Origin of the sequence: Empedobacter sp. R750 (assembly GCF_030324345.1) — a bacterium.
In the GTDB taxonomy this organism is placed as follows: Bacteria; Bacteroidota; Bacteroidia; order Flavobacteriales; family Weeksellaceae; genus Empedobacter; species Empedobacter falsenii_C.
Genome location: NZ_JACAGF010000003.1, coordinates 210,068 through 229,875, shown reverse-complemented (window position 1 = coordinate 229,875; position 19,808 = coordinate 210,068). Strand labels below are relative to the sequence as shown.

Genomic DNA, 19,808 nt, shown 5'->3' with positions numbered 1-19,808 from the left:
AGCTAATCTTCAACCAATAACAAATAAATATTCTTCGCATTGTCTACGTTCGGAAATTTGTGCATATTTTTTCCACGAATCGAAGTTATTTTAGATGGAAGGTTGTCTTTTTTTAATGTTCGTAATTTCTGTAATGCCACACTCACATTTTCCACTAATTGTGACGGGCGTGCATAGATAATAAAATTTGACGGAAAATCAGCAATATTTCTACCATAAGTTTGATGTGCCGATAACATAATACTTCCATCAAAAGCAATCAGAAATTCGCAACTAAGAAAACTAAGCGTATAACGAGAATCACATGGATTTTCGACAAAAGGAATATTGACTGAATTAAGAATTTGTTGTAAGCGTGGATCAGGACAAATTAATTCGGTCACATTTTCGTAATTGACAATCTCTTTAAGGTTTTTAGAAGCCTCTTCTATATTATCACAAAATAAAAAATGTCCACCACCTACATTAAAGTTTGTAGCAAAGACTTCATCCATAGAAATCTTTTGGTCAGCATAATTCGGATGAAATAAATCAATGTGATTATCATCTGAATTCTCTGCTGATTTTTCAGTAGCTTTTTTAAGTAGGTTTTTAATTGCTTTCCACATGAAAACTCATGATTTTATATGAAATTAATCAATTACAGCCTAAAGGTAATAATTTTTAACAATATAATAAGAAGTAAAAAAAAAATCGTCCGATTTGGACGATTTTTTCTATTATTTTGAATGAATTTGATTAAATATCATTTCCAGCTTCTGGTTGAATCACTTGTTCTGGACCAGCTTCTATAGCTTCTTCTTGTTTTTCTTCGATTTGATCCAATTCGCTTACAAATTTTCTTGGTCCGAAAATTTCTTCCAAATCTTCTCTAAAAATCACTTCTTTCTCAATTAATTTTTGAGCCAAAACATCTAATTGATCGCGATGTTCACGTAAAATATCTTTTGCTCTATCATATTGAGCTTCGATCATTGTTTTTACTTCTTTATCAATTACCTGAGCAGTTTGTTCTGAATAAGGCTTGCTGAAACCATACTCATTTTGTCCAGATGAATCATAATAAGAAACATTACCAACTTCTTTGTTCAATCCGTAAATACTTACCATTGCAGAAGCTTGTTTTGTTACTTTTTCCAAATCACTTAATGCACCTGTAGAAATGTTATTGAAAACAACTTCCTCAGCAGCACGACCACCCATTGTCATACACATTTCGTCTAACAATTGTTCTGTCGTTGTAATTTGTCTTTCTTCTGGCAAATACCAAGCGGCACCTAATGAGCGTCCACGAGGAACGATAGTTACTTTAACCAATGGCGCAGCGTGTTCTGTTAACCAACCAATTGTAGCGTGACCTGCTTCGTGATAAGCGATACGTTTTTTCTCAGAAGGTTTAATCACTTTACTTTTCTTCTCTAATCCACCAATAATACGGTCAACAGCATCTAAAAAGTCTTGTTTTTCTACGACTTCTTTGTTTTTACGAGCAGCAACTAAAGCCGCTTCATTACAAACATTGAAAATATCTGCACCAGAGAAACCTGGCGTTTGTTTTGCTAAAAATTCGATTTCTACATCCTCACCTAATTTTAATGGACGTAAGTGAACCGCGAAGATTTCTTTACGTTCGTTTAATTCAGGTAAATCAACGTGAATAATACGGTCAAAACGACCTGGACGCATTAATGCTTTATCCAATACATCAGCACGGTTTGTTGCAGCAATCACAATTACGTTAGATTCTGTTCCGAAACCATCCATTTCTGTTAATAATTGGTTTAATGTATTTTCGCGTTCGTCATTAGAACCTGTAAAGTTTGATTTTCCACGTGCACGACCAATTGCATCAATCTCATCAATAAAGATAATTGAAGGAGATTTTTCTTTTGCATTTTTGAATAAGTCACGTACACGAGATGCACCAACTCCCACAAACATTTCTACGAAATCTGATCCTGATAATGAGAAGAAAGGCACTTTCGCTTCTCCAGCAACAGCTTTTGCTAATAAGGTTTTACCTGTACCTGGAGGTCCTACTAATAAGGCTCCTTTAGGGATACGTCCACCTAATTTTGTGAATTTTTCTGGGTGTTTCAAGAATTCAACGATTTCTTCAATTTCTTCTTTTGCACCTTCTAAACCTGCAACATCTTTGAAAGTTGTTTTGATATGATCATCACCTTCAAATAATTTCGCTTTCGATTTTCCGACAGAGAAAATTCCTCCGCCACCTCCAGCAGATCCACCTCCGCCCATTCGTCTGAATAGTAAGAAGTAGATTAATCCGAAGAAAATCAATGAAATGAAAAGATTCATAAACAAACTTCCAAAACCATTTGAAATTTGTGTGTTAAGAACGGCAGTTTTATTTGGGCTCTTTTCTACGTTAGCATAAAAATCTTTTTCAAAATTTCCTGCATCAGCAACATTGAAAATAAAGTTTGGAGCACCTGTAGCAAAAGGATTTAAAGTCTCGTTTGATTTTTTAAACTTTTTAAATTCTTCAGTATTGAGAGCTGCGTCCGTTAAATATACACTTACACGTCCTGATTCTTTTTCTAGATTGGCTTCTTTTACGTAACCTTTTTCTACATAAGAAAGGAAAGTCGTACGGTCTATGTTTTTAGTAGTTCCGCCGGCACCTCCAATATTATCAGAAAATAATAGAAAGGCAATCAGCAATAATCCAATAATGGCATATATCCATGTAGGATTAAACCCCGAAGGTTTAAAATTATTTTTTTTCAATTTTTTTTGGTTTCAGTTATGATTAATATTCCATTTCGATACGCGTCTCTACAGCATCACCCCAAAGACTTTCGATATCGTAATATTCTCTGTATTCTTTTTGGAAAATATGGACAATAACATTAGTGTAGTCCAACAAAACCCATTGATTATTTTGCGTTCCTTCTACATGAAAAGGTCTTTCTGACATTTCTGTTTTTACAGTTCTTTCAATCGAACCAGCTAAAGCACTAACTTGTGTATTCGAGTTTCCGGTACAAATAACGAAGTATTGACAAAATGCATTTTCAATTTCGCGTAAATCTAGAATTGTAATTTCTTCTCCTTTAACATTTGTAATTCCGTCAACAATGCTATCTAGCAAGTCTTTTGTATATTGAGTATCTATCATCTTTTATTTTGTAATTCGCAAATTTAGTGAATCCTTATTAAAGTTTAAACTTTTTAAAATAACTTTAACCACTCTATAAAAATAGTAAAAAAAATGTATTTAATTAGTTTTGATTCTTTGCCTAATACGAATGAGTTCTTGGTGGATTTGTCCAAAAAAGATGCCAATAGTTGGACTGTCATACATGCTAAAAATCAAACAAAAGGAAAAGGTTACGCAGGAAATGAGTGGAAAGTTGTCGCAGGAGAAAATTTAACCTTTAGTTTTTTGCTGAAAACGGATTATAGTTTTCAAGAATTAATTTATTTTAATGAATGGATTTCAAATGTTATTTGTCTATTTTTAAAACAATTTCATCCAAAATCTAACGTAAAATGGCCAAATGATATCATTTTAAATGATAAAAAGGTTTGCGGAATTTTAATCGAAAATCATCGTTCCAATGGAATAATGAATTCTGTAATTGGAATAGGAATTAATGTCAATCAAGCTGATTTTAATCACTTACCAAAAGCAACATCTATTCGAAAAGTAACTGACAAAGAATATGACATCGAGGAAATTTTGGCAGATTTAATGCATCATTTCGAAAATGAATATCCAATTTTAGAACAGAAAAATTTCGAACAAATTCATCAAACATATTTAGATAATCTTTTTAGAAAAGATGAAATCTCGCATTTTAGATTGGATGGAGTAGAAGTGGACGGAATTATTAGAGATGTAAATGAAGCGGGAAATTTACTGATCGAAATCAATCAAGCATTGCGAGAATTTAAGCACAAAGAAATCGAACTTCTTTTTTAATCCTACATAAATGGTTATTTTTGTTTTATGGAAGAATTTGTAGTTTTAGTTGATCAGGACGATCAAAAATTAGGATTGATGGAGAAGCAACAGGCTCATGTAGCTGGTTTGTTGCATCGTGCATTTTCTGTTTTTGTATTCAATTCCAAAGGAGAATTGATGATTCAGCAACGAGCTGCGAGCAAATACCATTCGCCAACGTTGTGGACGAATACATGTTGTAGTCATCCGCGCGATAACGAAACATACGAACAAGCGGCGCACAGACGTTTGGAAGAAGAAATGGGATTTGATTGCGAATTAGAATATAAATTTAATTTCATTTACAAAGCACATTTAGAAAATGATTTGATTGAGCATGAATTAGACCATGTTTTTATCGGAACATTTGATGACGAACCAAAGCTAAATCCTGATGAAGTGATGGCTTATCGTTGGGTAGAATTGGATGATTTGAAAAAAGATATGGAAAAAAATCCTCAGAATTATACAGCTTGGTTCAAAATAATTTTTGAACATTACGTTTCGTATATCGAAGAATAAAAATTTATACAGATGAAAGTTACTGTCAACAGAAAAGCACATTTTAACGCTGCGCACCGATTGTTTAACAAGAATTGGAGCGATGAACAGAATTTTGAAGTTTTCGGAAAATGTTCTTACCCAAATTATCACGGACACAATTATGAAATTATTGTGGCGGTGAAAGGTGAAGTTGATCCAGAAACAGGTTTTGTGATGAATTTGGACGAATTACGAAAAATTATCGCGGTTGAAGTTGAAGATTATTTGGATCATAAAAATCTGAATGTTGATATTGAAGAATTTAAAACTATCAATCCAACTGCCGAAAATATTGTGATTTTGATTTGGAATAAAATTAGAGCAAAATTAGCGACTGATTTAGAATTGAAAGTAACCTTATACGAAACTCCACGTAATTTCGTAGAATACGCAGGCGAATGAAATTAGGTGATCACATTCCAACTTTTTCGTTGGAGGATAATAAAGGAAATTGGTTTAATTCGGACGAGTTTTTGTACAAAAAATATTTTGTTTTATTCTTTTATCCAATGAATTTTACGCCAATGTGTACAAAAGAAGTCTGTCAATTTCGTGATGTAAATGCAGAATTTAATGCTTTGGATGCTGTGATTGTTGGAATAAATGGACAATCAACATCTTCTCACGAAAAGTTTTATACAAAACATCAACTCAACTTTCCGTTACTTTCTGATAAAGGCGCAAAGTTGTCGAAATTGTTAGGAATTAAAAAGAAATTTGGCTTAATCACACCACGAGAAACTTTTGTATTCAATAAACAAGGAAAATTAATCAAACACATTGTTTCAAATGTTGCCGAAACGCACATCGAGGAAGCGATGAAAGCAATAAAAAAAGACCAAGAAAATTAGTTTTCTTGGTCTTTTTGTTTGTATAACATTTTTCTTACAACAACGCGATAAATAAAAAAGATAACCGTTCCAATTGCCGAATAAACCAACATTGTTTGTACATCGCTTTTATCAAACAGATATTTTAGTCCAAACAACACGAAAAAGAAAATGATACTATAAATGATATTTTGTTTCATGTGGTAAAAGTAGGGATTAATCCCATTTCATATTAGTTTTTTTCATGTCATCTGTTGGTTCATCAATTTCAATAATATTTACTGTTATCCAAATAGAATAATCACAGTTTCTAAATATTTCATTTTCTTTCTGTTTTTCTTGGGTTATTACTTTCGCATTGTCTAAATCTTCTTCATCTAAAGTTAAATGTATTGTTGATGAATTATCAGTAAAATAATATGATCCAGTTTTATCTTTTAAAACTTTGCCATAATATACTTTTATGTCATCTTCTTTATTTGAATTTTCTAGGATTAGGCAGATAGATTTGTCTAGTAGTTTTTTACGATTTCTCATTTATTAATTTATAATGTTTAGGGTTGTCTTAAAACTTCAACTCTCTAATTCGAACTTCGAAACTTGTTTCTTTTGCGGTTAATGAAAAGTAAAGGTTAGAAACTAGATATTTGTTATTGCTTCATATTATTTTCTAATATAATATCCTTTTTCATTGGTTTGATTATTTTTTATAATTAAAATATATCCAAAACAATACTGAGTTTCATTGTTAGAAACTCCTTTAGATTTTTCCAAGATATCTCCAATATGATATCCATTTCTATATTTCCAATTCTGATTATTTATATAATAGTTAGAATTAAAATAGAGAAATGTGCAGCATATTATTAGAAATACAATTTCTATTATTTTTTTCTTTTTCATAAAGTTATTTCTCCAATCCTAACTAATTTCTCAGAAGTTGCTAATTGATTTGGATTTGTTCCTGGTTCATTTTGTGGAACATCTTTTCCTTTTTTACGATAAAAATCTATCCAAAAATCATCAATAATTCCGGTTCCTTTGTTTTTAAAATTCATAGGAATTAGTTCAAAAACGTTATCATCACGAAAAGCTCTTTCTATAAAATCGGAACAATATAATTCGTCATCATTCAGAATATATAACCAATTATAAGGCTTTCCGAGCATTGTTTTAGCTTTTTCAATTGCATGAGGAATCGTAGATTGATATTCATTTTTGAGACGATAAATGACAATTTTATTATTTTTTTCGGTTTGAGAAGTATAAAAATGATGAATTTCTTCTCGTTGCGATCCGCCCATTGGAGCAGCATGTAGAACAAAAATAGAATCAGCCGTTTTTTCGATCAATCCAACATGATCAAAATTGGTTTCATTATTTATTTTTGTCACTCTATTTATCGCACCCGAAAGTTCTTCGGTTTGCGCACCAACAAAAATCAAATCTCCATTTTGAATATTTTGTAATGAAATTGAATGTTTTTCTTTTAATATTTTTGATTTTGTACAACTATTCATTGTCAATGTAAATAGGAGTAAAAAGATAGGAAATAAAACGAATATTTTTTTCATTCGGAATGAATTATTACTTTTAATCCACGAATTAACCAAAAAGATGGATTTTAAAAAAATTTTAACCATATCAATTGTCGTTTTATTGATTTTAGTTGGTGCTGCAATTATTATTGGAAGCAACAAAGATCGACGTGTTTTCTTTATTGAGAGCTTCGATAAACCAATTGAAAATGTTATTAATTCTCGTTTGGATACAGATTATTCGTACGAAATTGTAAAAGTAAAAGGTAAAACAAACGATACCATTTTGATTATTCCTTGCGAAGGTTGTCAACCATTGAAATTATCAGGAAAAATAAACGAAAAGTTTATGAACAAATTTGGTAAAGGAAAATCGGTTATGCGTTTCGAGCCGTATAAAGCGACGGAAGGGAATTTAAAAATTATTCACAAAATTAGATAATCTTCTATTTAAGAAATTTTCCTAACAATTAATTCCTTATTTTTGGGAGAATTATAAACTTATCAAAGCAAACAAACAATGAAAGTAACTGCATTAAACCAAAAGCACAAAGATTTAGGTGCGAAAATGGTTCCTTTTGCTGGATATGAAATGCCAGTGCAATACGCAGGTGTTAACCAAGAACACTTTGCTGTTCGCGAAAAAGTTGGTGTTTTTGACGTTTCTCACATGGGACAATTTTTTGTAAAAGGAGAAAAAGCAACAGACTTATTACAACACTTATTGACTAATGATGTAACGAAAGTTGCAATTGGTCAAGCTCAATATAATGCAATGCCAAACGAAAAAGGAGGAATTGTAGATGATTTAATTATTTATAAAATCTCTGATGATGAGTGGATGGCAGTTGTAAATGCATCTAACATCGATAAAGATTGGGAATGGATGAACAAACACAATACGTTTGGTGCAGAGTTAACAAACAAATCTGATGAGATGTCTTTGTTAGCAATCCAAGGTCCAAAAGCAATTGAAGCAATGCAATCGTTGACAGATGTTAATTTAGCTGAAATTCCGTTCTATCATTTCGCAATTGGTACATTTGCAGGTATGGAAAATGTGATTATTTCTGCAACAGGTTACACTGGTTCTGGAGGTTTCGAGATTTATTTCGCGAATGAACAAGCAAACGAAATGTGGGATAAGGTGATGGAAGCTGGAAAATCTTTCGATATCGAGCCTTGTGGTTTGGCTTCTCGTGATACATTGCGTTTAGAGAAAGGTTACTGTTTATACGGAAATGATATCAACGATGACACAACTCCATTAGAAGCTGGTCTTGCTTGGGTAACAAAATTGGATACAAATTTTATTTCTTCTGATATTTTGAAAGCTCAAAAAGAGGCTGGAGTTGAGAAAAAATTAGTTGGTTTCAAAATGATTGAAAGAGGAATTCCTCGCCACGATTATAAAGTTGTAGATGACAATGAGAATACAATCGGTATTGTAACTTCTGGAACGCAATCTCCAATGTTGAAACAAGGAATTGGTTTAGCATATGTTCACACAGATTTTGCTAAAGTTGGAACAACAATCAGAATTCAGATTCGTGATAAAAATGTATTAGCAGAAGTTGTAAAAACTCCTTTTGTTTAAAACAATATAAAGTCAAAATATAAAAAAGCTTTCGAGAATTTCGAAAGCTTTTTTTATGAATTCATATTAATTGATACTTTTATAGATGTCTTTTTTAGATAAAATCAATAAAATAGATTATTAACTACGAATATTATAAAATTGTTAATATTTCTTAAAAAAAACACAACTTAGATTTGTTTAAATATGATATATGTTATATTTTTGAGATAACAATATTACTAATCAGTAATACAATTAACACTAATTATGATTTTAAGACCTCTTATTTAAGAGGTCTTTTTTTATTGAAACTTTTGAGAATCAGAACTTGGTCCATAACTAGAAGGTAAATCTATTCCCAATAAACGATAAAATACCCCTAATTGAGCGCGATGATGTGTGATTTGATTTAGTGCATGACGAATTGCTTCATATTTTGTAAAATCTGCGAAGACTGTATCACCAGCAACAATTTTCCAATTATTATTCAATTCTTCATCCGTTGCGTTTTTCAAGGAATTTTCACCCGCTTCGTAATCTTCGTCTAATTTCTTTTGTAAATCTTGCACAGAAGTAAAACTTGTCGGTTTGTAATCTCCTGTAGCAAAATCTAATTTATCAGTTGTTAAAATCAAAGCTGGCCAAGCAAATATTTCGACAATATGATTCGTCAACATTGTAATGTCCATACTTTTTTCATGAGGTTTGTATGTCGTTTTATCCTCAGGGAATCTTGCAATAAATTCTTTGGTAATTTGAAACTCGTTTTGCAATTCTTTTGCTAATAATTCTACTATTTTCATGTTGTTTTGATTTGTAGTTAAAAGGTACAAATTTTTGAAATAATTCATAAAAAAAACTGCTTTACTAAATTGTAAAGCAGTTTATATTTTTAGATATCGTCTGTGTATAAATCAATAATTGGACGAGGTTTTTTTCGCTTGATTTGAGTCAGCCAATAGACAAAAATTCCTATTCCATTTCCAAAAATAATAATCGTAATCCAGACCAAGCGATCATCACTTTTTATCAAATTTGGATTCTTTAAAGCATGCACAATAAAGTATACAAAAGAAATCACGCCAGTGAAAAAACTCATCAATACCAAGAAGATAAAAATGATAAGATTTCCTAATAACGCACTCAATAGCGATTTAGAACTTCCTGAATGTCCTAGCTGCACATCGAGCGTACTAAACATCGAATAAAAAATTCCAAAATAACTTAACAAGCCAAGTACAAATAAAGTGATAGGAACAATTGCCAAAGTGGCTTGTAGCTTTGGATTGTTCAAAAGAGACGTTAAATCTCTGTCAATTAGTAGATTTTTCATCATTCGAAAAATAATCTTTTATTTTTTTTGCTTTAGATTTTCCTATACAATCGGTTAATTCTAACAAAGATGCATTTTTTATTCGTTCGACCGATTTAAATTTTGTTAATAATTCTTTAATTGTTTGCGGACCGATACCTTCTATTTCTTCCAAAACCGAATTATAAGCATTTTTACTTCGTCGATTTCGGTGACGTGTAATTCCAAATCGATGCGATTCATCTCGCACATGTTGAAGCACTTTCAAGGTTTCAGAATTTTTGTCTAAATATAACGGATAAGGATCATCTGGATAATAAATTTCTTCTAAACGCTTCGCAATTCCAATCACCGAAACTTTTCCGCGCAATCCTAAACGATCAATAGATTTTAGAGCCGAACTTAATTGCCCTTTTCCACCATCAATCAAAATTAATTGAGGCAAAGATTCTCCTTCAGCCAAAACTCTCGAATATCGTCTTTCAATCACTTCTTCCATCGTCGCAAAATCGTTCGGTCCTTCTACGGTTTTAACATTGAAAATGCGATAATCTTTCTTACTTGGTTTTCCATTTTTGAACACCACACAAGCCGAAACAGGATTCGTTCCTTGAATGTTAGAGTTATCAAAACCTTCAATATGTCGAGGTTCTGCAGGTAAACGCAAATCAACTTTCATCTGATTCATGATACGATTTGTATGACGATCAGGATCGACGATTTTGGTTTGTTTGAGCTCTTCTAAACGATAAATTCGTGTATTTTTTAACGATAAATCGACAATATGTTTTTTATCGCCAATTTTCGGAACGGTAATTTTTCTGAACGGAATTTCTAAACTCAATTCGAACGGAACATAAATTTCTTTCGAAGTTAAATTAAATCGATCCGAAAAATCAATAATTGCGCGTTCCAATAAATCTTCGTCCGTTTCATCCAATTTCTTTTTCCATTCCTCTGTATGGGACTGTATAATTGCGCCATGATAAATTTTCATAAAATTGACATAGGCATATTCTTCGTCCGACGTAATCGAAAAAACATCAACATTGGTAATCGTAGGCGAAACAATTGTAGATCGAGATTGATAATTCTGTAACACTTCGATTTTTTCTTTAATCATTTGCGCTTTTTCAAACTTCAAATCCAATGCATATTTTGTCATTTGGTTAATCAAATATTGCTTTGCTTCGTTAAATTCTCCTTTGATAATATTACGAATTGCCGAAATTTGCTCGTTGTATTCTTCTTCTGTTTGATAAGCTTCACAAGGTCCAAGACAATTGCCAATATGGTATTCCAAGCAAACTTTGAATTTATGATTTTCGATATTTTTTTCACTCAAATCATACGAACACGTTCTTAGTTGATACAATTCTTTTATCAAACCTAACAAAACTTTCATCGCTTTTCCGTTAGAATATGGTCCAAAGTATTCCGAACCATCTTTGATAACATTTCGAGTCGAAAAAATACGAGGAAATCGTTCATTTTTGATGCAAATCCAAGGATAGGTTTTGTCATCTCTTAACAGGATATTGTATCGTGGTTGATGCTCTTTAATCAAATTATTTTCCAACAACAAAGCATCATATTCAGAATTAACGTTTATCGTTTCGATGTTATCGATATTGCTCACCAAAACACGCAAACGTTTCGAATCGTGTTGTTTATTGAAATACGAATTCACGCGACGCTTCAAGTTTTTCGCTTTACCAATGTATAACAAATCTCCTTTTTTGTTATAATATTGATAAACACCGGGCGTTTCGGGTAAACTCGCTAATTTTAATTTTACATTTTCATTCATCAAAATACCTCTACAACATTTATTTTTTGCTGTTCATCATCAATATAAATCAAGATTTTGGTCTGAATATTATAACCTAAATTTCTAAAAAAATTGGCATATCTATTTACTTGAAAATGATGATCTAAATCGGGTTGACCAGTTTTATAATCGATAATCGAACAATTATTTTCTGCATCAATTACCACACGATCGGCTCTGAAAATTTGTCCATTTTCATCAATAAAATCGCGCTCATTCAAAACCGTTAAACCTTCAGCAAAATATGGAACTAATTTAGCATCTTGTAATAAATTTTGCAAGGTTTTTTGCAGATGTTCTACATTTTCGGCTGAAATTGTACCACGTTGTTTTTCACTTTCAATGATTTTTGGCAAATCATTTTGTGTAACAATTTGCGATAAAATGTTATGAACTGTATTTCCAAATTCGGTGAATTTCAACTTTTCTTGCGCTTTTTCCGAATTGGTATTAATTACTAAACGCGTATTCCAATCCGAAGAATAAATTTTTAATTCAGCCGAAGAATTTTCTATGATTTTTGGAGTTGAAATTCGTTCAGGAGAACCTTTCAAAATAATTTCATCCTCAGAAAAACCTTTATACGAAACAAACTCGTGTAAATAATTTGCAATATTTTTTGATTTCGAAGATTCTTTCGGTTTTAGCGCAATCATATACAATTGCTCTTTTGCACGCGTTGTTGCAACATAAAGTGTATTAATTTCATCCAATTGAACCAAATTTTCTTCTTCGTCAATCTTCGATTTTATCGCTTCGTTTTTGATTGATTTTAATTCATTATTAATTCCAACATAAAATGTTTCGAACGGATTTTCTTCATCTTTTTGTAATGGAATCCAAATTTTAGAATTCTTACTTTGCCAATCTAAAAACGGCAAAATTACAACTGGAAATTCCAAGCCTTTTGATTTGTGAATCGTCATAATCTGAATCGCATCGACACCTTTTGGCGTTTTGATACTCGCTTTATCTTTGATTGTCGACCAAAACTCAAGAAATGAATTCAGATCTGATTCATTTTTCGATGAATACTCTAAAATAACATCCAAAAAACTTAAAATATAAGCGGGCGAACGCTCTTGTAAATGTAAAGTTCGAATCGCTTTTTCTGTAAAATCATACAACGAAAGGTTTTGATCTTGAATAAAATCTAAATCTATCCCAACTGATTTGGTTAATTTTAAAAACTTTGGCAAATCTCCTTTTAAAGCTTTTTCAACTGTGATTGTTAAATCATCCGTTTTGAATAATTCTAATTCATAAGCCACCATCAAAAAACGAATTTTTGATTGCTCGTCTTGAGGATTTGAGGTGATTTTGAACAAATATTCAATCAATTGAATTTCGAATGAATTTTTTAACAACAAAGCTTCATTAGAAATCACAACCAAATTATTTTCGGTCAAATATTTCGCTAACAAAATCCCTTGCGCATTACTACGAACCAAAATCGCAATATCATTTAATGAGAAACCATTTGCTCGACAATCTTCAATTGTTTTAAGAACCAATTCTAAATTTTGTTCTTTAAATAAATCTTTCGAACGACCTTCTTGCTCAATGAAATTTATTTTGACAAAACCATCTTTTTGATGATTAGTTAATTGTTTATTTCCGATTTCGTACAAATATTGAAAACTCGGCAAATTGAGTTGTGGCGCGATAAACGAATACAATTCATTGTTAAATTGAATAATATTTTCGTGACTTCGCCAGTTTTTTTCTAATTCTTCAACTTTAATATTTTCTTCCTCTTTTCGATCAATTAAATCAATCATTTGTGCAGGATTTCCACCTCGCCAACGATAAATGGACTGTTTTGCATCACCAACCAACATAATCGTATCAGATTGCGCGCGTGCATTTTCGACCAACGGATTCAGATTATTCCATTGTAACGTCGATGTATCCTGAAATTCATCAATAAAATAATGATTGTAACGCGAACCAATTCGCTCATAAATAAAATTGGCAGGTTGTTGTTGCAGATTTTTACTGATGATAGTATTGAATTCGTTAATCAACAAAACATTTGAATCTTTTTTGATCGAATCCAATGATTTTTCAACTTCATTAATCAACGAAATTGAGGATATATTTTTCTGAATGGAGGTTAACAAAAGTAAGTGATCATTGATGTTCGCAGCTTTTTCGAACAAATCTTTCACTTGAGGAAAAATAGATTCTGCTATTGCCTCTTTCACTTTCGAAAGGTAACCGTCTTCCAAAATATCTTTTGTATTCGCATCGGTTGGTAAAATTAAACCAAAACCATCAAAGTTTTTTAATTTCTGGAAAAAAGCAGCAATTCCTCGACTTTTTCCTGGTAATTCATTTACCGAAATTCCATTGTTTGCAAGCAATTCGAAAAACTCATTTCCAATTGTAATCAAACCATCTTTCAAAGTTTTTATATCATCAAAAATAACATTTCGATAACGAATAAATTCGTCTAACGAAATGTTTTTTAATTTTTCTAAATCTTGCAAATGACGATCATTAGAAATGTCCGAAGTGTCTGAAGAAAGTGTTTTTCGAATATCCCACGATTTATTTTCGTCCATATTATCCAACGCAATTTTGATCATTGTTTGCGTTAGTTTTTCGTCTTCTCCAATTTTTGAATACAACAAATCAACCGATTCATTAATGATTTCATTTGTATTCATTTCGACATCAAAATTCATTGATAAACCTAAATCTTGCGCAAAAGATTTCATCAATCGAAGATTAAATTTATCAATTGTGGAAATCGAAAATTTGGAATAATTATGAAGAATCGCAATCAGAATATTGTATGCTTTTGTCTTGATGATTTCAGGCTTCAAATTCAGTTCCGAAGCTAATTCGAGAATATAACGATCTTCTTTTGGGTTAGGATTTTTAGCAATTTCTTCTAAAGTTTCGATAATACGTTCCTTCATTTCGCCAGCCGCTTTATTGGTAAACGTAATGGCTAAAATATGTTCGAAATGATAATCGCTTTCATTCGTCAATAACAACGAAAGAAATTCCTTTACCAATGTGTAAGTTTTACCTGCTCCAGCGGAAGCATTGTAAATTTTGAAATCGCCTGCTTGTAACAAATTCTGAATTTTTAGGAAAGTTAAACAATCTTCTCAAAAATAGAAAATCAGAATGCCAAAACATGACGTATAAAAAAAAGGAAACTCGTGCGAGTTTCCTTTTTTTGAGAATATGTTATAAAAGAATGATTAGAATGAATATCCTAAACCAACTGAAAATACAGAATTTTTTATATCTCCACCGTTTTCATCAGAGATATTTGAAAGTCCAAAATTGTAACGAGCTCCTGCATTAAGACCATTTGAAAACTCATATCCTAATCCAATGTTTAAACCAAAATCTGTAGATTTTAAGTAATCTTTCATGTCTTGATCAGTGTCTATTTTTTGTCCTAAAGCTGTTGTTTTAACGTTAGCTTTTGCATTAACTAAGAAACCAACTTGAGGTCCAGCTTCAATATTAAAATTTTGAGTTGGATAGAATTTGATCATTAATGGAACATTAATATAATCTAATTTATATTTCACGTCTGCATTAACATTTCCAATTTCTTGATTAACATAAATTTGTCCTGACTGTTTAGCTCCTTGAGCTGAATATAACAATTCAGGTTGAAACGCAAATTTCTCAGCAAATTTTATATTAGCATAACCTCCAATATGAAAACCTACTTTTGCATCAGCATTTTGGTTATCTCCAGATAAATTTGATACATTAAGACCTGCTTTAGCTCCAAATTTAGTTTGAGCATTTGTATTAATAGCGAAAGCTAATAATGGAATAAAAAATAAACATTTTTTCATATAAGTAAAATTTTAAAGTTTGAGTAAAGATATAACAATAATGTAAAAAAGGTACTAACTTTTATTCTTTTTACGCTCTCCTTTTTGTAGTATTTCGATTTCTTTTATTTGCTTTTTAGTATTTTGCTCATCAAGCTTCAACTCTGTTCGCTTTTTATCTAATTGTTTAGATAATGATTCATTAGATTCCGTAAATTTATATTCTACTGAATATCCATTCTTTGGAAGAATCGTAATATTCACATCATCACTATTTATATTATTAACTTTTAAACTTGTAATTGTTTTAGGAGATTTGGATAAATCAAATTCACCATTTTTATTATTTGTAATATAAACCTTATCAATTTCTGAACTAATAATTCTATGCTCAACGCCGTTTTTGTCCGTGTAAATTGAATAACCATTTTTCAACGTAATATTATTTTTTACCGTTGGCATTTTAGCCGTTGTTACTTTTTTATCAATATTCGGAATACCTTTTTCTGATTTGAAAATTTTGATAATGCTTGAATCTTTTTTAATAATTTCAATGAAATTTTCATCTCCGCTTTTTCTTACAAAAACTTTTTCTATTTCTTTTGGATCAATTTTTCGCAAAACTTTTCCATCTGTTCCATATAAAATTGTCGGAACCAACTCTTTTTTCAAGACAATATCTTTTATTTTGATAGAATCATTCAGAATAATATCTCCAGCATCATTCAAAATAATTTTGTTTTGCGGATTACTTTTCAAAATCGTTTTTAACTCATCTTTCGTAATCACTTTTTCTATTGGAGTAGCTGTTTTAACTTGATCAGTTTTGAGAAGCGAATCTCTTAAAGTAGTTGCTTGTCCAAGAAGAATTTGGGTTTGCGATTGAACAGGTTTTTCCAACGCTTGTTCCACTTTTTGAGCTTTTTTCTCTACTTCTTGCGCAAACGATTTTTGACTAAAAAGTACAAAAGCACTCAATATAAAAGGCAAAGAAGCAAAAGACAGAATTTTTACTTTTCGTTTTGATGTATTTTTTGTCATCATAAGTAGGCGCTTTTTGGTTAGAATAAAATTGAAATTACTCGCCATCATCGATGGATTTTGCGTTGCAATACAATCCAAAATTTGATGTTGATAAGTTTTCAAATCTGAGTTTCTTTGCAAAACATATTCATCTGCCAAAAACTCATGATTTAGTTTGATTGATTTTTTATAGAAATAAATAAACGGATTGAACCAAAAAAGAATTTGAAAAATCTCTATCAACAAAATGTCCAAACTATGTTTCTGAATACAATGCGCTTTTTCGTGATCAATTAAGTTTTGATGCAAACTTTTCAGTTGCTTTTTCGGAATAAAAATATATTTCCAAAAACTATATGGTTGATTCGAATCTAAATCGAGAATATATGTAATTTCTTGATCTTTGATTTTTTCTTCAGTCTTAATTTTGAACATCAATTCGTACAAATTGTAGATAAATCTTACAAGAAAAATTGCACCAACCAAAATGTAAATAGTATTTAAAATATCACCAAAATTAATTCCTTTTTCTTGTTGCAACAATTCAGGATTTTGCATCAAAAAAGCCAATAATTCGGGCGAAATATTCGTTTCCGTCGCTGTTATAGGTAAATCAATTTTGTACAAAGGCGCGATTAACGAAAATATCAACGAAAACAACAGATAAAATCGATTGATTTTATACATGCTTTCACGTTCCAAAAAAAGTTTATAAAAAGAATATAAAAATCCGGAACAAAGAATAAATTTTATAAAAAACGCAACCATAGGCTATTTCTTTTTACGGTCTATTTCATTGTCAATTATGTCACGTAATTTTTCTAATTCTTCGACTGACATATTGTTTGATTTTGCAAAAAATGAAGCAAATTGCGTTGCCGAATTATTAAAGAAGTTCGAAATCATTCCTTTTACTTCTTTCGAAAAATAATCATCTTTTTTTACCAAAGCATAGTATCGACGCGAGTTTCCCATTTGCTCGTAATCAATATAGCCTTTGTCGTACATCCTTTTTAATAAGGTAGAAATTGTAGTATTCGCAGGTTTTGGATCGTCATAAGAATCGATAATATCTTTCGCGAAAACTTGTTTTCCGCTCCAAATAACTTCCATCACTTCCTCTTCTCTTCTTGATAATTTAACTTTCATATCTACAACTGTATTTTTGTTACTACAAATATAGAATTTAATTTAATATAGCAAATTTATTTTGCAATTATTTAACGATAAAGCACAAAAAAAAGGAGCAAAAAGCTCCTTCCTATATTTTTGATTTGAAATGAATTACATTTCTGCTAATTTGTACGCTACACCTACACTAAAATATGTGTTTGTAATTTTGTAATTGTCATTAACTGTTTGCGGATAATAATCATTAATATTTGACAATCCTTTTGTAAAACGAGCATTAATCTCTAATTCATCTGTTATTTTATAAGCTGCACCAAAATTTAATCCAAAATCAAATGTTTTGAAATTGTCAGTAGCTTTTATTTTTGTATTTTCTTTACCTAATTCATATTTCTCTTTAGCAGAAACCAAGAAACCCAATTGCGGACCAAATTCAACATTTAATCCATCCATAATTTCATAACGTCCCATCAACGGAATGTTAATATTATGTGTAATTAATTTAGCTTTTGAGTTATCATTTGTTTTCAATCCTGCTCCTTGCTTAGAATACAATAACTCTGGTTGAAAACTAATTTGATCCGTTATTTTATAGTTTGCATAACCTCCCACATAAAAATCAGTTCTGAATTTAGTTTGATTTTCATATAATTGTCTTGAATCACCAGATAAAGTTGGGAAGTTAAGACCTCCTTTTACTCCTAAATCAATTTGCGCGTTTGCTGCACTTAATCCACCAAAAAGTGCTATTCCTAAGATTAGTTTTTTCATTTTTTTATTACTTAAGTCTGAGTTATATATTTAATTCAAAAGTAAAGTTTTATTCATACAAAAGATTGATTTACATCTTTAAAAAATCAATAATGCTTTTTTGACTCACAATTTCTGTGCCTTTTTTGTTAAAAATTGATAAAATTTTAAGATTTACAAAATATCATCTAAATATTCTAAAATAATTTTAGTCGCATTTGGTGAATTTTGAACGAAATCTCCCGCTTTTTTTCCACTTTCTTTTCGGAAATTTTCATCATTAATCAAACGATTCATAATTGTATCAAATTCATGTTGATTCGCAATAGAAAATCCTCCGCCAATTTCAATCAAATCCACAGCTTCCTGAAATTTCTTGTATTTAGGACCAAAAACCACAGGATTTCCAAATGTTACCGCTTCCAACGTGTTATGAATCCCTGCACCAAAACCTCCGCCAATATAGGTAATATCTGCATAAGAATAGACTTTTGATAAAATACCAATTGTGTTGAGAATAAATATTTTCGAATCGATTAAATCTTGTTGCGAAGTTTTTTCTAAATCTGAAAATTTAACAGCTTTTTGATTGATTTTACTCAGAAAAGAATTGATTTCAGTATCATTCAAATTATGTGGCGCAAAAACAATTTTCCAATCATTATTTAATTTTTGATTGATTAAATTCACAAATAATTCTTCATCTTTTGGCCAAGAACTTCCAACCACAATTAATTTCGAATTTTGTTTAAAATCATTCATAAAATCCAATTGATTATCTTGATGAATGATCTGTTTGACACGATCAGATCGGGTATCGCCCGCAATTGTATTTTGAGTGATTTGAATAGAATCTAATAAATCTTTTGACTTTTGATTTTGAACAAAGAAATGATTGATTAAACTTAATTTTTTCGCAAACCAATTTTTTCCATTTTTCTTGAAAAAGTTTTGACTTTCTCTAAAAATAGACGAAACTACAATTGTCGGAATGTTTTGCTGATGTAATTCGGTAATCAAATTGAACCAATATTCGTATTTCACCAAAATCAAAATTTCTGGATGAAGTACTTTTATCAACTTTTCTGCATTCGATTTTGTATCCAAAGGCAAATAAAAAATAACATCTGCACCTTGATAATTCTTTCTAATTTCATAACCAGAAGGCGAGAAAAATGAAACAGCAATTTTATGTGTTGGATAGTTTTCTTTCAATGCTTCGATAACAGGTCGACCTTGCTCAAACTCGCCTAAAGATGAACAATGTACCCACAAAACTTTATCGGTTTCTGAAATTTTAGAAGCTATTTTTTCTTCCCAATTTTTTCTTCCATCTACCCAAAGTTTTGCTTTTTCGTTAAAATTCGAAGCCAATTTTAGCGCCATTCCGTACGCCTTAATTGATGTGTTATAAAATCCTTGCACAATGTTACAAAGTTAAAAATTTAGAATGAGCTTTTTTTGTACATTTGTTGTAATAATAACGACT

The 19,808-nt window shown here is 30.8% G+C and carries 21 protein-coding genes; 6 read left to right on the top strand and 15 right to left on the bottom strand.

The window, feature by feature from the left end; translation table 11 throughout:
• Positions 1–2: 2 nt before the first annotated feature.
• The 3 genes from HXZ74_RS05175 to rsfS all read right to left on the bottom strand — a co-directional run bounded on the left by HXZ74_RS05175 (position 3) and on the right by rsfS (position 3,142).
• On the bottom strand, positions 3–608 hold the full coding sequence (locus HXZ74_RS05175; RefSeq protein ID WP_286474156.1) for a hypothetical protein: 606 nt from the start codon (positions 606–608) through the stop codon (positions 3–5).
• Positions 609–738: 130 nt separating this feature from the next.
• The gene (ftsH, locus tag HXZ74_RS05170; protein ID WP_038331821.1) at positions 739–2,751 is read right to left on the bottom strand and encodes an ATP-dependent zinc metalloprotease FtsH; all 2,013 of its coding nucleotides are present in this window, start codon (positions 2,749–2,751) and stop codon (positions 739–741) included.
• Between the two features lie 22 nt (positions 2,752–2,773).
• Complete coding sequence (gene rsfS / locus HXZ74_RS05165) at positions 2,774–3,142, bottom strand: ribosome silencing factor (protein WP_038331822.1); 369 nt, start codon at positions 3,140–3,142, stop codon at positions 2,774–2,776.
• A gap of 93 nt (positions 3,143–3,235) precedes the next feature.
• Between rsfS and HXZ74_RS05160 the strand changes: the two genes are divergently transcribed.
• Genes HXZ74_RS05160 through HXZ74_RS05145 form a run of 4 tightly spaced genes read left to right on the top strand, consistent with a single transcriptional unit; the run spans position 3,236 to position 5,364 of the window.
• Complete coding sequence (locus tag HXZ74_RS05160; RefSeq protein WP_115001589.1) at positions 3,236–3,949, top strand: biotin--[acetyl-CoA-carboxylase] ligase; 714 nt, start codon at positions 3,236–3,238, stop codon at positions 3,947–3,949.
• A 27-nt stretch (positions 3,950–3,976) separates the two neighbouring features.
• Positions 3,977–4,492, top strand: coding sequence for an isopentenyl-diphosphate Delta-isomerase (idi, locus tag HXZ74_RS05155; RefSeq protein ID WP_115001587.1), 516 nt, complete (start codon positions 3,977–3,979; stop codon positions 4,490–4,492).
• 12 nt (positions 4,493–4,504) lie between these two features.
• Positions 4,505–4,915: a 6-pyruvoyl trahydropterin synthase family protein gene (locus HXZ74_RS05150; protein WP_038331829.1), complete on the top strand. Its 411-nt coding sequence runs from the start codon at positions 4,505–4,507 to the stop codon at positions 4,913–4,915.
• On the top strand, positions 4,912–5,364 hold the full coding sequence (locus HXZ74_RS05145) for a peroxiredoxin (RefSeq protein ID WP_286474153.1): 453 nt from the start codon (positions 4,912–4,914) through the stop codon (positions 5,362–5,364). The genes HXZ74_RS05150 and HXZ74_RS05145 overlap by 4 nt, the downstream gene beginning before the upstream one ends.
• On the opposite strand, the gene HXZ74_RS05140 is transcribed toward HXZ74_RS05145, so the two are convergent.
• The 3 genes from HXZ74_RS05140 to HXZ74_RS05130 form a co-directional block, all read right to left on the bottom strand.
• Positions 5,361–5,543, bottom strand: coding sequence for a hypothetical protein (locus HXZ74_RS05140; RefSeq protein WP_038331833.1), 183 nt, complete (start codon positions 5,541–5,543; stop codon positions 5,361–5,363). The genes HXZ74_RS05145 and HXZ74_RS05140 overlap by 4 nt on opposite strands.
• Positions 5,544–5,559: 16 nt before the next feature.
• Positions 5,560–5,880, bottom strand: a complete 321-nt coding sequence (locus HXZ74_RS05135; RefSeq protein ID WP_115001582.1) for a hypothetical protein — start codon at positions 5,878–5,880, stop codon at positions 5,560–5,562.
• A gap of 362 nt (positions 5,881–6,242) precedes the next feature.
• Entirely contained in the window at positions 6,243–6,917 is a 675-nt protein-coding gene (locus HXZ74_RS05130; RefSeq protein ID WP_181816327.1) for a YiiX/YebB-like N1pC/P60 family cysteine hydrolase, read from the bottom strand.
• Positions 6,918–6,960: 43 nt separating this feature from the next.
• On the opposite strand from HXZ74_RS05130, the gene HXZ74_RS05125 reads away from it, so the two are divergent.
• Both HXZ74_RS05125 and gcvT read left to right on the top strand, forming a co-directional pair.
• Entirely contained in the window at positions 6,961–7,323 is a 363-nt protein-coding gene (locus HXZ74_RS05125; protein ID WP_115001578.1) for a hypothetical protein, read from the top strand.
• A gap of 78 nt (positions 7,324–7,401) precedes the next feature.
• Positions 7,402–8,478, top strand: coding sequence for a glycine cleavage system aminomethyltransferase GcvT (gene gcvT, locus HXZ74_RS05120; RefSeq protein ID WP_115001576.1), 1,077 nt, complete (start codon positions 7,402–7,404; stop codon positions 8,476–8,478).
• A 284-nt stretch (positions 8,479–8,762) separates the two neighbouring features.
• Here the strand turns inward: gcvT and HXZ74_RS05115 are convergent, their stop codons facing one another.
• From HXZ74_RS05115 to HXZ74_RS05075, 9 genes are all read right to left on the bottom strand, one after another.
• Entirely contained in the window at positions 8,763–9,263 is a 501-nt protein-coding gene (locus HXZ74_RS05115; protein WP_286474152.1) for a DinB family protein, read from the bottom strand.
• A gap of 89 nt (positions 9,264–9,352) precedes the next feature.
• Entirely contained in the window at positions 9,353–9,796 is a 444-nt protein-coding gene (locus HXZ74_RS05110) for a hypothetical protein (RefSeq protein WP_038331840.1), read from the bottom strand.
• Positions 9,774–11,582 carry an excinuclease ABC subunit UvrC gene (gene uvrC / locus HXZ74_RS05105; protein ID WP_286474151.1) on the bottom strand — a complete coding sequence of 603 codons (1,809 nt, stop codon included), beginning with the start codon at positions 11,580–11,582 and terminating at the stop codon, positions 9,774–9,776. The genes HXZ74_RS05110 and uvrC overlap by 23 nt, the downstream gene beginning before the upstream one ends.
• Positions 11,582–14,692, bottom strand: coding sequence for a UvrD-helicase domain-containing protein (locus HXZ74_RS05100; RefSeq protein WP_286474149.1), 3,111 nt, complete (start codon positions 14,690–14,692; stop codon positions 11,582–11,584). Before HXZ74_RS05100 ends, uvrC begins: the two co-directional genes overlap by 1 nt.
• 129 nt (positions 14,693–14,821) lie before the next feature.
• Positions 14,822–15,436 carry a porin family protein gene (locus tag HXZ74_RS05095; RefSeq protein WP_280049087.1) on the bottom strand — a complete coding sequence of 205 codons (615 nt, stop codon included), beginning with the start codon at positions 15,434–15,436 and terminating at the stop codon, positions 14,822–14,824.
• A 54-nt stretch (positions 15,437–15,490) separates the two neighbouring features.
• A complete protein-coding gene (locus HXZ74_RS05090; RefSeq protein WP_286474147.1) occupies positions 15,491–17,125 on the bottom strand; it encodes a M56 family metallopeptidase in 1,635 nt (544 codons plus the stop codon).
• A gap of 84 nt (positions 17,126–17,209) precedes the next feature.
• Complete coding sequence (locus tag HXZ74_RS05085; RefSeq protein ID WP_286474144.1) at positions 17,210–17,587, bottom strand: BlaI/MecI/CopY family transcriptional regulator; 378 nt, start codon at positions 17,585–17,587, stop codon at positions 17,210–17,212.
• 135 nt (positions 17,588–17,722) lie between these two features.
• A complete protein-coding gene (locus tag HXZ74_RS05080; RefSeq protein WP_286474140.1) occupies positions 17,723–18,340 on the bottom strand; it encodes a porin family protein in 618 nt (205 codons plus the stop codon).
• Positions 18,341–18,493: 153 nt separating this feature from the next.
• On the bottom strand, positions 18,494–19,744 hold the full coding sequence (locus HXZ74_RS05075; RefSeq protein ID WP_286474138.1) for a 3-deoxy-D-manno-octulosonic acid transferase: 1,251 nt from the start codon (positions 19,742–19,744) through the stop codon (positions 18,494–18,496).
• Positions 19,745–19,808: the final 64 nt, after the last annotated feature.

Excerpts from the sequence above, each read along its gene's own strand:
- HXZ74_RS05175 (WP_286474156.1), bottom strand. The coding sequence starts at position 608 with ATGTGGAAAGCAATTAAAAACCTACTTAAAAAAGCTACTGAAAAATCA.
- rsfS (WP_038331822.1), bottom strand. The coding sequence starts at position 3,142 with ATGATAGATACTCAATATACAAAAGACTTGCTAGATAGCATTGTTGAC.
- HXZ74_RS05160 (WP_115001589.1), top strand. The coding sequence starts at position 3,236 with ATGTATTTAATTAGTTTTGATTCTTTGCCTAATACGAATGAGTTCTTG.
- idi (WP_115001587.1), top strand. The coding sequence starts at position 3,977 with ATGGAAGAATTTGTAGTTTTAGTTGATCAGGACGATCAAAAATTAGGA.
- HXZ74_RS05150 (WP_038331829.1), top strand. The coding sequence starts at position 4,505 with ATGAAAGTTACTGTCAACAGAAAAGCACATTTTAACGCTGCGCACCGA.
- HXZ74_RS05145 (WP_286474153.1), top strand. The coding sequence starts at position 4,912 with ATGAAATTAGGTGATCACATTCCAACTTTTTCGTTGGAGGATAATAAA.
- HXZ74_RS05140 (WP_038331833.1), bottom strand. The coding sequence starts at position 5,543 with ATGAAACAAAATATCATTTATAGTATCATTTTCTTTTTCGTGTTGTTT.
- HXZ74_RS05135 (WP_115001582.1), bottom strand. The coding sequence starts at position 5,880 with ATGAGAAATCGTAAAAAACTACTAGACAAATCTATCTGCCTAATCCTA.
- HXZ74_RS05130 (WP_181816327.1), bottom strand. The coding sequence starts at position 6,917 with ATGAAAAAAATATTCGTTTTATTTCCTATCTTTTTACTCCTATTTACA.
- HXZ74_RS05125 (WP_115001578.1), top strand. The coding sequence starts at position 6,961 with ATGGATTTTAAAAAAATTTTAACCATATCAATTGTCGTTTTATTGATT.
- gcvT (WP_115001576.1), top strand. The coding sequence starts at position 7,402 with ATGAAAGTAACTGCATTAAACCAAAAGCACAAAGATTTAGGTGCGAAA.
- HXZ74_RS05115 (WP_286474152.1), bottom strand. The coding sequence starts at position 9,263 with ATGAAAATAGTAGAATTATTAGCAAAAGAATTGCAAAACGAGTTTCAA.
- HXZ74_RS05110 (WP_038331840.1), bottom strand. The coding sequence starts at position 9,796 with ATGATGAAAAATCTACTAATTGACAGAGATTTAACGTCTCTTTTGAAC.
- uvrC (WP_286474151.1), bottom strand. The coding sequence starts at position 11,582 with ATGAATGAAAATGTAAAATTAAAATTAGCGAGTTTACCCGAAACGCCC.
- HXZ74_RS05095 (WP_280049087.1), bottom strand. The coding sequence starts at position 15,436 with ATGAAAAAATGTTTATTTTTTATTCCATTATTAGCTTTCGCTATTAAT.
- HXZ74_RS05090 (WP_286474147.1), bottom strand. The coding sequence starts at position 17,125 with ATGTATAAAATCAATCGATTTTATCTGTTGTTTTCGTTGATATTTTCG.
- HXZ74_RS05085 (WP_286474144.1), bottom strand. The coding sequence starts at position 17,587 with ATGAAAGTTAAATTATCAAGAAGAGAAGAGGAAGTGATGGAAGTTATT.
- HXZ74_RS05080 (WP_286474140.1), bottom strand. The coding sequence starts at position 18,340 with ATGAAAAAACTAATCTTAGGAATAGCACTTTTTGGTGGATTAAGTGCA.